Raw genomic sequence first — 15,129 nt, forward strand, 5'->3', positions numbered from 1 at the left:
GGGACAAAAGTTCCACTGCCTATTTTTATTACACACGTTGCTTCAATAGTGCGTATAACTCTTCAAAATTTTGCACTTCATATGTTGGCACAACCTCGCTATCATTTGATTTCTTTTCTCGATTAAACCAACAAGTATCAATTCCCGCTGCATATCCGCCTTTCATATCAGCACTTAACGAATCCCCAATAATGAGCCCCTTTTCTGGAGCAAAATTAGGAATTCGTTCAAAAACATAATCAAAATACTCTTTCATCGGTTTTTGGAATCCTGTATCCTCAGAAACAAAAATATCTTGAAACAAGGCATGTAATCCTGCATTACGTAAACGTTTATCTTGCGTCTGAGAAATACCGTTTGTCACAATATATAAATCGTACTCACTTTGAATTTGACTTATAAATTCAAATGCGCCTTGCATGAGCTGATTTCCTTCTTCTAAGTAGCTACGATAATTATTTTCGAATAATATCCCATCTACCTCTTCCCCATATTCTTTCAACAAAATCGAAAATCGTGTATTTAAGACTTCATCACGATTTATTTCCCCTTCTTCAAAAGCCTCCCAAAGGCGTTTATTAATTTTTTTATATTGCGCCTCAATCTCTCTAGTTAGATTAATCCCTCTCTCTTCAAACAGCATACGTAACGCCACTTTCTCCGCCTTTTGAAAGTCTAACAATGTATCATCTACATCGAATAACAATGTTTTATATTTTTTCATAAGCACTTCACACCCTCTTTTCTACAAAAATAAATTTACGTAAATCGTATCATTCCTTCTTGTAAACATAATAGGAGATATCTCATACTAAACAGGAGGTGAAAACATGAAAGTTAGCAAAAATAGCAAAGAAATCTCCCATTACGTGCAAACTTCCAACTTCCATACCCTTTTTTCTTTTAATGTCTTACCATATGTTGAACTACACTCCTTTCAAAAGAAAGAAAGGATATGTAATGAAGGCGTTGATGTTCCTTATCTTTATTACTTAATTTCCGGGAAAGCAAAAATATATATGAGTCACAAAAACGGGAGGATCTCCTTAATTAACTTTATTCAAGAACCTTCGTTCATTGGGGAATTAGGGTTAATCGGCGTTGAATCCGTTACGAAAACGGTGGAAGTGATTGAAGATTGTATGTGCTTGGCACTCCCTCTTAAAGATTGTCAGCATCTTTTATTACAAGATCCTATCTTTCTACAGAAACTATGTAAATTTATCGGCGAAAAAACAATTACCCGAACAGAAAGTTACGCCAAAAATAATAGTTATCCGTTCGAAAACCGGTTAGCGGCATTTATTCTATTAACAGAACAAAATAACAGTTATACAGAGAAACATACCGAAGCTTCGGAATACTTAAATGTCAGCTACCGTCATCTTTTATATGTATTAAACCAGTTTTGCCAACAAAATTACTTACAAAAAGACGGAAGAACCTATTACATACAAGATCGAATTCAATTAGAAACACTAGCTGATGAACTTAAAATATAAAAAAGCAGCATTAACGTTTATATGTTAATGCTGCTTTTTTCGAGTGACGATTCTATTTTCAATTAAAATTTGCTTGCTACTTTAGCTGCTTCTTCAAGACCTGCTGTAATGATCTCTTCTGCTTTATCTGGGAATTGGTTATGTCCTTCAATAACTACTGTTTCCATATTTGTTGCACCGAAGAAGCCCATCATGCTTGCTACATATTTAACAGCCATTTCTACTTCAGCTGCTGGACCTTCAGAATATACGCCACCGCGCGCGTTTAATAATGCAATCTTCTTATCTCCAATTAGACCAACTGGACCTTCTGGCGTGTATTTAAACGTTTTGCCAGCACGGTTTAAATAATCAATATATGTGTGCAATACTGCTGGGATTGTTAAGTTCCATAATGGGAAACCGAAAACGACTTTATCAGCTTCTAAAAATTGATTTAAATACTTATCAGCAACTGCTACCGCTTTTGCTTCCTCTTCATTTAAATCAAATCCTTTACCTGCTTTGAATGTACCATTAATCATATCTACGCCTACATATGGTAATTCTTCTTTATATAAATCAAGTTCTACTACTGTATCATTTGGATGTGCTTCTTTATAGTTTGCTAAAAATGCCTCGTATAATTTCACACTAACTGCTTGTTCCGCTGGGCGGTTGTTTGCTTTTACAAATAAAACTGTTGCCATTGTTTTTCCTCCTAGTACTCACTCTTCTGTTATTATATGCTTTTAAAAAAGGTATCCCTTGTAATTGTTGTTTTGTTGCTTACAAACATATTTTATCTTTATATCAAGACAATTTCGTCCTCACATAGACGTATTTTTCCATAAAAAAAGTCTACCTTCTAAAGGCGAACTAGGTCTTACGACTTTTGTCTTATACAATTCCGTTTTTCACTGCATATAATGCCGCTTGCGTGCGATCAGATAAATTCAACTTACTCAAAATACTACTTACATGAGCTTTTACCGTTTTTTCTGTAATAACTAAAACGGAAGCGATCTCTTTATTACTCATCCCTTTCGCTAATAGCTGCAACACTTCATTTTCTCTCGCTGTTAACACATCCACTTGAATAGAAGGTTCTTCTTCTTTTTCTTCCATAGGTAATGTTTGAGAGAGAAGAGCATTTGCTATATCCGGATGTAATTGAATATTACCTTTATATGCGCTTCGAATAGCTTCAACAAGCTGATCCGGTTCTACATCTTTTAAAATATAGCCGCTTGCTCCCGCCCTTAACGCTGGTAAAACATGCGCCTGATCAGAGAAACTAGTTAATACAATTACTTTCACATTTGGATATTCTTTTTTGATGCACGCCGTCGCCTCGACACCATCCATTTCGGGCATATATAAATCCATTAGTACCACATCAGGATTTGTCTCCCCTACTTTCACTAATGCTTCTTTCCCGTTATTTGCTTCTCCAACTAACGCTAAATCTTCCTGTGTACTCAAGAAAAATGCTAACCCTTTTAAAACGACTGTATGATCATCAACTAACAATACTTTTATTTTCACAAACTTCCCTCATTTTCACATCATAATGGTACGTTTACTTTTACACTTGTTCTTTTCTTATCACTTACGATTTTAATTGTTCCACCAACTAATTCTACTCTTTCACGCATCGTAGTCATACCGAGTGATTTCTTCTCTTTTATATTCTTTTCTACAAAGCCGTTTCCTTGATCGACTATTTCTAATGATACATTCTTCTCCGTCACTTTGAAATAAATCGCCGCTTCTCTGACATTCGCATGTTTACTTACGTTATTTAACGCTTCTTGTCCAATTCGCCATAGTGCTTCCTCTACTACGCGCGGCAAATCTCGAACACCCGTAACTTGTTCCCGAATTTTCAATCCCAAACTTTCGCCATATTGCTTTAAAGCTGGTAATAATCCTTTCTCTAATCCCGCTGGACGTAGTTGCCAAATTAACGTCCTCATTTCTTTTAAAGCACCTTGCGATAACTCACGTATCTCATGCAAAGATTGATCTACCTTTTCATTTTTCCCCTTTAAGACAGCTTCGGCACCTTTCGTCATAAAGGTTAATGAAAATAACTTTTGTGAAACAGAATCATGCAAATCTCTAGCTAAACGATTACGTTCTTCCATTCGTACAAGTTCTCGGCGCTTTTCATTTAACCTTAAGTTCTCTATCATCAAAGATATATGGTTTGCTAACGCCTGTACTACATCTATCGTATTTATATCAAATTCTCCATTATTCGAACTTACACTTAATACGCCAAATATATGATCTTGAATGTGTATAGGAATGGCAATAACTGCACGATTAGGATGTACGATATTCCCAACCTGACTCTTTAACAAAACAGGTTCTTCTTTTTTCAGCGCTTCCTGTGCCGCTGACTTCAAATCCTCTTGCAACTCATCTATCTTATACGAAGCTCTTACAGCAAGTTCATTTTCTTCTCTAATAAAGAATACAACTTGCTCCCATAGAAATAACTTCCCTATTTGTTTTACAATCTCCTCAGGCAATGCATTAAATTTATGAATCGTCCTTAAAGCTTGAATAAAACGTTCTAACTTCACATAATAATGAGCCCTTCTCTTTTCATTCTCATACAGTTTTGTACGTTTTAATGCTGTTCCAATTTGGAACGCAACTGATTGTAATAACACTAATTCTTCTTCAGAAAAATGTGTTTTACCCGGGCTAGCGACATTTAATACGCCAAATTCATCTTCCCCAGCTTTTAACGGCACTGTCGCATGATGCACAATTCCTTCTGTATCTCCCCAGTTATATTCAATCGCATTATTAATTCTCTTACATTCAATAATATTAACGGCTCTCTCTAGTTTCCCTTCCACAAATCGGTGTAAACACCAACAATTCCCCTCACACATCGGTCGTTTATTTTCAAATCTCAATCCCTCTGGCAATTGATAATCAATTAATTTCGTATATCTACCATTTTCATCCGCAAGAAATATCCATCCTGTCGTTAAACCCGTTACATTCAATAGTTTTTCCAATACAGCTTGCATCACATGATATGTATCATTTGAAGTGTTCAACGTCTCTGCAATCTCTTTTAATATAACTAATTCATTTGTACGATTTTCTTGAAACATAACTCGTCTCCTACATACAAGATTTTCAATAGCCCCTAAAATAAATCATCTACTTTTCACTTTGTACTTATTCGTAACATTGATATAATGGTGAAAACATAGTTTTCATTATATCACTTGAGGGGGCTTTCATAATGACATTAAATAAAGCACTTACTATCGCTGGTTCTGATACAAGTGGCGGTGCTGGTATACAAGCAGATTTAAAAACATTCCAAGAACTTGGTGTATACGGAATGACATCTCTTACGACAATCGTAACGATGGATCCACATAACGGTTGGGCACATAACGTATTCCCAATCCCGGCTTCTACATTAAAACCACAATTAGAAACAACAATTGAAGGTGTTGGCGTAGATGCTTTAAAAACAGGTATGCTAGGATCAGTAGAAATTATTGAAATGGTTGCAGAAACAATCGAAAAACATAATTTTAAAAATGTAGTAGTTGATCCTGTTATGGTATGTAAAGGTGCTGATGAAGCATTACATCCTGAAACGAATGATTGCTTACGTGACGTTCTTGTTCCAAAGGCATTAGTTGTAACACCAAACTTATTTGAAGCTTACCAATTAAGTGGCGTAAAGATCAATTCTCTTGAAGACATGAAAGAAGCAGCGAAAAAAATCCACGCTTTAGGCGCGAAATACGTCCTAATTAAAGGCGGTAGCAAGCTTGGTACAGAAACTGCAATCGACGTCCTATATGATGGAGAAACATTCGATCTTTTAGAATCAGAAAAAATTGATACAACAAATACACACGGCGCAGGTTGTACATATTCTGCTGCAATTACAGCAGAACTTGCAAAAGGAAAACCTGTGAAAGAAGCAGTAAAGACTGCTAAAGAATTTATCACAGCTGCTATCCGTTATTCGTTCAAGATTAATGAATACGTAGGCCCAACACATCACGGTGCATATCGTAAATTCGTTGTATCAAAAGAACTTGTCTAACCTATAAATGAAAACACCCACAGAGTTTACATTTTCTCTCTGTGGGTGTTTTTTATAAGCTCCTCTGGTCATCGTATCTTTAAGATGCAGAACTAACTTGATTTCTACCATTTCTTTTGGAGTAATATAATGCATCATCAGCAGCTTGAATAAATTGCTCTGGTGATTCTTCATACACTGAAACGCCTACTGAAACTGTAATTTTTATTTTTGTTCCATTTAACAATTGGAATGAATGGTTTTCAACAACTGTGCGAACTTGTTCCCCTGTACGCATTCCATAAGCTAATCCCTTCTTTGGTATCAAAAGTGCAAACTCCTCTCCACCCTTTCGAAAGGATAAATCTGGAAATGGTGAAATTTCTCTTAAAATACATCCAATTTGTTTTAACACTTCGTCTCCTGCAGGATGTCCATACGTATCATTTACACACTTAAAATGATCAATATCTATAAGTAGTAAACAAAGTGAGTCATTTTTCATAAGCTTACTCCCAATATGACGATTCATCTCTAAATCAAACTGTCTTACGTTTCCTAAACCTGTCAATGCATCTATCGTTGCATATTGTCTCATCGTTTGAAATAACTCATTGGATTGCAATACATAATTTGCGCTTATAAATGTGATATATGCTGCAACACTACTACAAACTACATATAATGCTACGATAGACATATCCTTAAATAAAATAGAAAGTGGCACTACTAAGATAGATAAACTATATACATTAAACCAGATCCATCTTGTAAATATAGAAGCTTTCATCCGCCAAATAAAAACAACTCCAACACCTATCAATACAATACTATAACAAGCCAATTCAGAGGCTAAAGAATACTCTGTAAAAAATAATCGGGTAATTAAAATAATAGTAACTGTTATACTACTAGCTATCGGACCTCCGATTATAATCGCTAAAATAACAGCTAAATAACGTAGATCCAACATAATATCCTCAATATGTACACCAAAATGCATCAATAGTACACTTAATATTCCAGTAAGCATACCTACTACACATTTCTGCCAAAGAGAAAACTCTTCTTTTAACGGCCTATCTCTTAAAATCTGACCTCCAACAAAAATAAAGGAAAGAATAAGTGTTGTGTTTACAAATAAGTCCCTTAACATAAAATAATCTCCCTACTTTTCTATCTATTCCTTTCCTTATTTTATTGTATACGAGATACCTATAATTCCCAAAGCTTTTTATTTATTTTTGCTGTTCCACGTGAAACAGAAAAAAATAAAAAGGACGAAAATTCGCCCTCTTCATTAACAACATCGTGATATCTTTCCGCCCTTTGCATTAAACCTAGCTTCTTGCGCTTCTGCAAAAAACTGTTTTTGACATACCACTTCTTCTTCTGGATGATGCTTTTTCATATGCTCTACATATGTTTCATAGCTTGGTACCCCAACGAGTAAACTAATAAAGTGTTTCCTTTTTCCCCATACTTTCCTTAGTCGTTTAAGCATAATAGTTCCTCGACTCACTTTCATCTCTAGGTATATATGGTGCCTCTTTTAGCGGCATTGGCTTATTTCTTAATACTTGAATCCAAATTCGAATTGCAGAAATTAATACAGCAATTACAACTATCATAAAAATCCCACAAAGCGCTGCATCAATATAATCATTGAAAATAATTTGTTTCATTTGGGCGACATTTTTAGCCGGTGCTAACACTTTCCCCTCATCTAATGCTCCTTGAAATACCTTTGCATGAGATAGAAATCCTATTTTAGGATTTTCATGAAATAGCTTTTGATAACCCGCCGTCATCGTTACAATAAGCAACCCGACAGTTGGAATAAGTGTCACCCAAACATATGCCTTTTTCCCCATTTTGAACAAAATTGTCGTTCCAAGTAATAATGCAATACCTGCTAACATTTGGTTTGCAATACCGAAAAGTGGCCATAATGTATTAATTCCACCAAGCGGATCTACTACCCCTTGATATAAGAAATAACCCCATCCTAATACACATAATGTTGTAGCTATTACATTCGCTAATGTAGAATCCGTTTTCCCAAATGGCTTATATACATGTCCTAAAATATCTTGAATCATAAATCGGCCTACACGCGTTCCAGCATCAATTGTTGTTAAAATGAATAGCGCTTCAAAGAGGATTGCAAAATGATACCAAAAGGCCATCATAGCCGTTCCACCTATTACTTGTGAGAAAATATATGCCATACCTATCGCTAACGTCGGTGCACCACCTGTACGTGATAAAATCGTTTGCTCTCCAACGTTTACAGCGAGATCTTTTAGTTCATTTGGTGTAATAGCAAACCCCCATGAAGAAATAACTTGAGCTGCCTGCGAGACATCCGTACCGATAAGTGCTGCGGGACTATTAATCGCAAAATAAGTTCCTGGTGTTAATACACATGCTGCAATCATCGCCATCGCGGCTACAAATGACTCCATTAACATTGCTCCATAACCAATTGGTTGTGCGTGTCCCTCTTGTTCAATCATCTTTGGTGTCGTACCTGATGAAACGAGAGCATGGAATCCAGACACCGCACCACAAGCAATTGTAATAAATAAGAACGGGAATAAGTTTCCAGAGAAAACAGGACCTGTTCCATCGATAAATTTCGAAACTGCTGGCATTTGTAAATCTGGTGCTACAATTAAAATACCGATTGCTAATCCAACAATTGTCCCGACTTTTAAAAATGTGCTTAAATAATCACGTGGTGCTAAAAGCATCCAAACTGGTAATGCCGATGCGATAAACCCATATACAATAAGCATAATAGCAATCGTTTCACCGCTAAATGTGAACATACTTGCAAGTGTTGGATGTTCTGCTACATACTGTCCTCCAATAAGAGACAGTATAAGTAGAATAATTCCGATTACTGACCCTTCACCAACCCGTCCAGGCCTAATGTAGCGCATGTACACTCCCATTAAAATAGCGATAGGAATCGTTGCTGCTATCGTAAACATTCCCCAAGGACTTCCTACAAGCGCCTTTACTACTACTAATGCTAATACCGCTAATAAAATAATCATAATGCCTAAAATACCTATCATTGCAATAAGCCCTGTAACAGGACCAATCTCATCTTTAATCATTTCTCCTAAAGATTTACCATTCCGTCTCATTGAAGCAAATAAAATTACAAAATCTTGCACAGCTCCAGCGACAACTACCCCAACAATAATCCATATTGTCCCTGGTAAATAACCCATTTGCGCCGCCAAAATCGGTCCTACTAAAGGGCCTGCCCCAGCAATGGCTGCAAAATGATGTCCAAATAATACCCACTTATTTGTCGGAACATAATCTTTTCCATCATTTAATGTATGGGCTGGCGTTTGTCGATTATTATCTAAACCGAATACCTTTCTCGCTATAAATCTACTATAAAAGCGATAAGCAACTGCATACACACATACCGCAGCTACTAAGAGCCACACGGCATTAATAGTTTCACCTTGTGATAAAGCTATTACACCAAAAGCACCTGCTCCTACTGCTGCAATAACTCCCCAAAGTAAAATCGACTTCAATGTTTTCACATACAATCCCCCCAATACTATTGCTTAGTGGGATTGTACTAAATTTTCTGAATATTTTATTTGAATCCTCCTTATCATGAAGGATTTTTAGTTTATCATGTTAAAAATTTCGCATTATCTACTATAATTCTATTTTATTTCGAAGTTTTTTCACGTAATTCCGACTAACTGGAATCGGTTGCTCATCATATTTATCTAAATACAAATTATATGTGCCATTATAATAAGGTTTTAGTTCTTGTACATATGACATATTAATTAAATAACTTTTATGTACGCGTAAAAAATCATATGCATTTAACTTATTTTCCAGCTCCTGAAGTGTATATGTTGAAATATACTGATTATTCGTTGTATAAATTGAAACCGTTTTGTTCTCCTTATTTTTGCTTATATATACAATATCTTCAGGGAAAATATATCTAATCCCCTCTTGACCTTCTATCGGTAGTTTTCGCAAATAACTCTTTGCTTTCTCGCCGTGCTCTTTACACATTCTATATAAAAGGAATTGCAAATCTTCCTCACGAAATGGGCGTAGTAAATAATAGAATGCTTGAAAACGAAATGCCGTAATCGACTCTTCTATATCTTCACCCATAAAAATCAATTTCGTATAACAATTTACTTCCCGTAATAAACTCGCATATTCAAAACCAGTTCCATCTAGTAATTTTGAATTCAAGAAAACAAAATCTGGTGTATGCTTTTTCATGATAAATAATGATTCTGTTCCCGTATTCGCTTCAAAACATTCTACATTCTTTATATTTTCAGTGAATTTTTCAGCTAAACTTCTTCGCTCTTCTACTTCTTCCATGATCAGTAAAATTTTCATTTCTTCAACCACCTAATTCTTTTGTCCATATGTCCTGTTGTATACATTCGCTTTTATAAGAAACATTCCCTTTTTCTTACTATACCATTATTTATCTAAAAAAACAGAAAAAAGGAAACCACGACGGTTCCCCCTGCCCTTTTATTCCATTATTTGTAGGTAGTAAAACTCACTGAATGCGAAATTTTACTGCCTCAAAAACACAATTGGTGCTGGCTAATAATCAGTGAGAGATACCCCCTCACCTTATACTAATTCTCGTTGCTTCGTTTCTTGCCCAAGTACAATTACAGCAACTACACCAATTAAAATTGATCCACAGAAAATCGTAAATATTAGTGATAATGAAGCCTGTGAAGCAACTAAATACCCTACTAATAGCGGCCCAAGAATACCACCAATACGGCCAAATGCTGCTGCCATTCCTGCACCTGTACCACGAATAACCGTTGGATACTGTTCCGGTGTATAAGCATATAAGGCACCCCAAGCACCTAAATTAAAGAAGGATAGTAACATCCCTGCTACGATCAATACTGTTAATGACTCCGCCACTCCAAACAAGTAAGCACTACACGCTGTACCGATTAAATACGTAACTAAAACAAACTTACGACCAAGTCGTTCAATAAACCAAGCCGCTGTGAAATATCCTGGCAATTGAGCTAACGTCATAATAAGTACGTACTGGAAACTTTTTATTAAACTAAATCCTTTTAATACCATTACACTAGGTAACCAAAGGAACATCCCATAATAGGAAAAGACAACAGAAAACCATAGAATCCATAACATAATTGTTGCCCTACGATATTCTCCAGACCAAACTGACTTTATATTTTCAATAACAGATGGTCTTTTTTCAACCTTTTGGAATCTCGGTGAATCTGGTAAATTCCATCTTAAATATAAAGCATATAGTGCCGGAACTGCGCTCAATACCATCGCAACTTCCCAACCATATTTCGGAATTACAAAATACGAGATAAGAGCTGCAATTAGCCATCCGCCTGCCCAAAAGCTTTCTAATAGCACAACTATTTTGCCACGTTCATGTGCTTCAACACTCTCTGATACTAATGTAGAAGCAACTGGAAGCTCTCCACCAAGCCCCATACCAATTAAAAATCGTAACACAAGGAACATCGCAAGTGTCGTCGTTAAAGCAGTTAAACCACTACCGATAGAAAATAGTAATAATGTAATAATAAAGACTGATTTCCGCCCTATTTTATCTGATAGTATTCCAAAAACGAGCGCTCCGACTGCCATACCAATTGAATTAATGCTGCCTATCCAGCCCATTTCTTGCGTACTTAATCCCCAATCTTTTTGCAATGCCACCATTACAAATGAAAGCATTCCAACATCCATTGCATCGAATAACCATCCAAGCCCCGCTATTCCAAGTAGCTTTCGCTTCGAAATTTCTTTCACCTTGCCCACAAGAAGTCCTCCTTACACAGCTGTCTTTACACATCATTTTACATGTGTGAATTGTATAAGTAAAATACTTTCGTTCAAAAAATTCTCCTTCATCATTCCCCAAAAGTAAAATACTTATCACACTATTTGAGGGATGTAAGACTTCCACTTCAAAATTTAGCTGAAGCAAAGAGGTTAGATGGAAAATCAACTGCCGTTAAACGTCCAATTGGTGAAGGTTAACAATCAGTGGTGGATGAGTAAAACCCCACTTTATCAAAAATGGACAAATAAAAAAGTAGCGATATTCCGCTACTTTTTCGAACGCATAACTTCTTTTAAAAATTCCGCTAATACTAACTGACGACGCCAGCGTGTTGGATTACTACACAATCTATAAAACCACTCTAAGTTAATCGCTTGAATCCACTTTGGTGCACGTTTTACCTCTCCAGCCCATACATCTAAACTTCCGCCCACTCCAACAGCCATTCTCGTTTCTAAACGATGCTTGTTAGTTTGGATAAAGTTTTCTTGTCTCGGGAAACCCAGTGCGACAAGTAATAGATCTGGTTTTGCTTCTTGAATACGAGAAACGATATTCTCTTCTTCGTCTTGTTTAAAATAACCATCTTGTGTACCCACAATAGATACAGCTGAATACGTCTTCGTTAAATGATCGGCTGCAGCTTGTACAACATGCGGTTTTGCACCAAGTAAGAAAACAGATACCGGTTTATTCTCCTCTGATAACTTTGCAAATAGATTACACATTAAATCAAAACCTGCTACACGTTCCTTTACAGGTGTACCTAACATCCCACTTGCTTTTACAACTCCAATACCATCAGGTGTAATTAAATCTGTATTTAATAATGTTTGATGGAATGCTTCATCCTTTTTTGCACACATAACAATTTCAGGATTTGCTGTTACTACCTGAAAAGTATGAGCGCGCTCCAATTCTAGTTGTCCCTTCAAATATTGGACTGTTTCATCCATTGTCATTGTAGAAAAAGGAACACCTAGAATATCAACCGTTTTTACTTCCATGATTAACTATCCTCTCTATTTCAGTAAAAGTTTTTTATATGCATTATAAGTATCTTCATACAAATTCTTTAGCGAGAAATGGGTAGATGCGTGATTATATAAACGATTTCCCATCGCTTCTAATTCACCATTCAACCATTTTTCATGAGCATCTTCTAATGCGTTTGCTAACGCGTTTGCATCACCAATTGGTACAATCCATCCATACGTATCATCAACTATTAACTTTTTCATATCACCTACATTTGTTGCAATAGATGTTAAACGTTGATTAGCCGCTTCTAGTAAAACAAGGGGGAAGCTTTCGCTATAAGAGGTTAACAAATTAATGTGTGCAGATGCATATAGTTCTTTTGAATCTGTACGGAAACCTAGAAATATCACCTTATCCTCTAAGCCCTTTTGTTTCACCATCTCTTTTAATTCTGCTTCTATAGGCCCATCACCCAGCAAGAGCACCTTAATGTTTGGAATTTTAATTTTTTGTAATGCTTCAAATAAAATATCATGACCTTTGACAGGATGAAGACGTGCTACTTGAACGGCTGTAAATACTCCTTCATCGATGCCAAATTCACTCTTATCATAAGGTTTTGCTGGAGTACTATCATACTCAATTCCATTATAAACCGTACAAATTTTCTCTTCTGGTACACCTAGTTTTATTATGTTTCTCTTAAAGTTTTCCGTAATTGCAAAGAATAAATCTACCTTCCTGAAAGAACGTAAATTTAACTTCGTAAATACCCATCCTTTTAATCCCCTCTTCATAAAATCCAAAGTTGGATCACTGTGGACAGTCATTATCCATTTCGCTTTTATACCTTTTTTCAAGAGGGAGAGATAGAAATTTGCTCGTGCGCCATGTGTATGCACAATGTCAAATTGATTTTCATTAATAAATGCCTTTATTTTTGAAAGAATTGATAGGTCGTACCGAGATGATTGGGTAAAAACATGCACTTGAATACCAAGGTTTCTCGCCTCTCTAGCAATTGCACCTTCTTCAAATACCATTAATTCCACTTCTTCCTTTGAAAATTGAGATAAAAGTGAAATAATATGTGTTTTCCCCCCACCTTCTTCTGCACCAGCATTCATATGCAACACTTTCATTTCTTACATCCCCCATTTTTTCTTTTTATTTACTATAACAAAATAAAAGCTAACATATGCTAGCTTTTATTTTTCTATCATTCAATTTCCAAGTCAACGATTAAATATGCCATGATTAATACTAAGAAGAAACTCACTCCAGGTGACATTAAAATATGACCAGCTATAAATGAGATACCTAATCCAAGAAGTATTGCTGCAATCACCATTGCATATTTCACGGTGAATATTTGTTTAAATTTAGTAAATATACATGCAATAAATCTAATGCCAAAGTATAGGAATGGAATTACAAATAAAATGAACCCTATAATTCCGAAAGAATAGAACCAATCGTGAAAGTCACGTTCAATTAATTTCGGCTCTGCTTTATAGTTACCAGCATAACCCATACCTAATAATTTTTGAGACATTGGGGCTTCTTTATAGAAATCTTTATACATTTGTTCAAATAATTGACGCCCACTAAAAATAATAGCTTGTGTTTCTTCTTTTTTCTCTGCAACTTTTTCTTTTTCTTTTTCTTTCACTTTTTCTTTTTCTGTAACAGGAGGTTTATGCTCTTTAGCTTCCTCTTTCTTTTTCTCTTCCTTTTTCGCTGTCTGTTGTTCTTCAATTAATTGAACATGAATCCCCATATTTTTTAGAAATGGTGAAAAAGGTGTATATGCCATGATTCCTACAAAAACAGTCATTGCAATAAAACCATTTAATAAGTATATATTTTTCTTTCCTTTTTTACCTTGTATAAAAGCTTGAATAAAGCACATAACAACTGCAATAGCCATTGTTGCATAGATTGCTCCTATACCAACCTTCGTACCAACTGCAAATAATGAAAAAACAACTAAAATAGAAGGAATCCAATAGTATATTTTGCTCATACTTTTTGTTTTTTCAATTGAATATAAAATAACAATCGGACACATGATGGCTAAAATAGATCCTAACTCATTACCTGCATAAAACCAACCGCGTGATCCTAATTTTAACCATTCATAATTATTGTAATCTGTTCCAGTTGCAATCGAAGCTACCATTACTATTCCAATAATTAATGATGCATACGTAATATAGTCACGCATTTTTGAATGACCTTTTTCTTTTAAGGACTTAAATACAAATACATAACAAGTAAGCATAACAAACGGATATAAAGCTTTTGCTATAAATTTAATTTCCTCTGAAAGTACCATAGGATCTTTTGTAAGCTTATTATTTACCAATCCAATGGTGAAGACTATTCCTACTAAGATTATATACAATATATATTTTATATTTCCTTGTTTCTTCGTTTGAATTAAAATATATATCCCACTTAGGAACATAACGAATAAGCGTGTAATAACTCCAATGGTCGTATCAATTTTTAAAACCATGATACAGAATGCCGTGAGCAAGTCTAAAATTGGTTGCAACAAAATAAAGATTAATAGAAAATTTTCAAATTTATTACCTTTACTATTTTCGCTTAACATCTAGAACCTCCATAACTATTACCTAATTTCAATCTATACTGTTAATATTTTTTCTTATCTCAAATATTTATTATAACATATATTT

The 15,129-nt window shown here is 35.3% G+C and carries 14 protein-coding genes; 2 read left to right on the top strand and 12 right to left on the bottom strand.

The genetic code is table 11. The annotated features are described in order from the left end of the window. Positions 1 to 28: 28 nt before the first annotated feature. Positions 29 to 724, bottom strand: a complete 696-nt coding sequence (locus MHB74_RS26745; protein ID WP_061680124.1) for a YjjG family noncanonical pyrimidine nucleotidase — start codon at positions 722 to 724, stop codon at positions 29 to 31. A gap of 106 nt (positions 725 to 830) precedes the next feature. On the opposite strand from MHB74_RS26745, the gene MHB74_RS26750 reads away from it, so the two are divergent. Next, positions 831 to 1,502 carry a transcriptional regulator YeiL gene (locus MHB74_RS26750; RefSeq protein WP_061680078.1) on the top strand — a complete coding sequence of 224 codons (672 nt, stop codon included), beginning with the start codon at positions 831 to 833 and terminating at the stop codon, positions 1,500 to 1,502. Positions 1,503 to 1,564: 62 nt separating this feature from the next. Here the strand turns inward: MHB74_RS26750 and MHB74_RS26755 are convergent, their stop codons facing one another. From MHB74_RS26755 to MHB74_RS26765, 3 genes are all read right to left on the bottom strand, one after another. Further along, positions 1,565 to 2,191, bottom strand: a complete 627-nt coding sequence (locus tag MHB74_RS26755; RefSeq protein WP_061680079.1) for an FMN-dependent NADH-azoreductase — start codon at positions 2,189 to 2,191, stop codon at positions 1,565 to 1,567. A 190-nt stretch (positions 2,192 to 2,381) separates the two neighbouring features. Then, positions 2,382 to 3,029: a response regulator gene (locus tag MHB74_RS26760; RefSeq protein ID WP_061680080.1), complete on the bottom strand. Its 648-nt coding sequence runs from the start codon at positions 3,027 to 3,029 to the stop codon at positions 2,382 to 2,384. 20 nt (positions 3,030 to 3,049) lie between these two features. Next, positions 3,050 to 4,621 carry a GAF domain-containing sensor histidine kinase gene (locus MHB74_RS26765; protein WP_061680081.1) on the bottom strand — a complete coding sequence of 524 codons (1,572 nt, stop codon included), beginning with the start codon at positions 4,619 to 4,621 and terminating at the stop codon, positions 3,050 to 3,052. Positions 4,622 to 4,755: 134 nt separating this feature from the next. On the opposite strand from MHB74_RS26765, the gene pdxK reads away from it, so the two are divergent. After that, entirely contained in the window at positions 4,756 to 5,580 is an 825-nt protein-coding gene (pdxK, locus tag MHB74_RS26770) for a pyridoxine/pyridoxal/pyridoxamine kinase (RefSeq protein ID WP_000174252.1), read from the top strand. A gap of 79 nt (positions 5,581 to 5,659) precedes the next feature. On the opposite strand, the gene MHB74_RS26775 is transcribed toward pdxK, so the two are convergent. The 8 genes from MHB74_RS26775 to MHB74_RS26810 all read right to left on the bottom strand — a co-directional run bounded on the left by MHB74_RS26775 (position 5,660) and on the right by MHB74_RS26810 (position 15,044). Then, entirely contained in the window at positions 5,660 to 6,715 is a 1,056-nt protein-coding gene (locus MHB74_RS26775; RefSeq protein ID WP_061680082.1) for a GGDEF domain-containing protein, read from the bottom strand. A gap of 144 nt (positions 6,716 to 6,859) precedes the next feature. Next, complete coding sequence (locus MHB74_RS26780) at positions 6,860 to 7,063, bottom strand: YbdD/YjiX family protein (RefSeq protein WP_000919820.1); 204 nt, start codon at positions 7,061 to 7,063, stop codon at positions 6,860 to 6,862. Beyond that, positions 7,056 to 9,134: a carbon starvation protein CstA gene (cstA, locus tag MHB74_RS26785; RefSeq protein WP_061680083.1), complete on the bottom strand. Its 2,079-nt coding sequence runs from the start codon at positions 9,132 to 9,134 to the stop codon at positions 7,056 to 7,058. The genes MHB74_RS26780 and cstA overlap by 8 nt, the downstream gene beginning before the upstream one ends. A gap of 121 nt (positions 9,135 to 9,255) precedes the next feature. Beyond that, complete coding sequence (locus tag MHB74_RS26790; protein ID WP_061680084.1) at positions 9,256 to 9,972, bottom strand: LytR/AlgR family response regulator transcription factor; 717 nt, start codon at positions 9,970 to 9,972, stop codon at positions 9,256 to 9,258. A 246-nt stretch (positions 9,973 to 10,218) separates the two neighbouring features. Beyond that, positions 10,219 to 11,418, bottom strand: coding sequence for an MFS transporter (locus MHB74_RS26795; protein ID WP_061680085.1), 1,200 nt, complete (start codon positions 11,416 to 11,418; stop codon positions 10,219 to 10,221). A 291-nt stretch (positions 11,419 to 11,709) separates the two neighbouring features. Next, positions 11,710 to 12,450 carry a WecB/TagA/CpsF family glycosyltransferase gene (locus MHB74_RS26800; protein WP_061680086.1) on the bottom strand — a complete coding sequence of 247 codons (741 nt, stop codon included), beginning with the start codon at positions 12,448 to 12,450 and terminating at the stop codon, positions 11,710 to 11,712. 15 nt (positions 12,451 to 12,465) lie between these two features. After that, positions 12,466 to 13,566, bottom strand: a complete 1,101-nt coding sequence (locus MHB74_RS26805; protein ID WP_061680087.1) for a glycosyltransferase family 4 protein — start codon at positions 13,564 to 13,566, stop codon at positions 12,466 to 12,468. 77 nt (positions 13,567 to 13,643) lie between these two features. Further along, positions 13,644 to 15,044: an O-antigen ligase family protein gene (locus MHB74_RS26810; RefSeq protein ID WP_061680088.1), complete on the bottom strand. Its 1,401-nt coding sequence runs from the start codon at positions 15,042 to 15,044 to the stop codon at positions 13,644 to 13,646. Positions 15,045 to 15,129: the final 85 nt, after the last annotated feature.

The organism is Bacillus sp. FSL K6-0069 (genome assembly GCF_038007785.1).
Classification (GTDB): domain Bacteria; phylum Bacillota; class Bacilli; order Bacillales; family Bacillaceae_G; genus Bacillus_A; species Bacillus_A mobilis.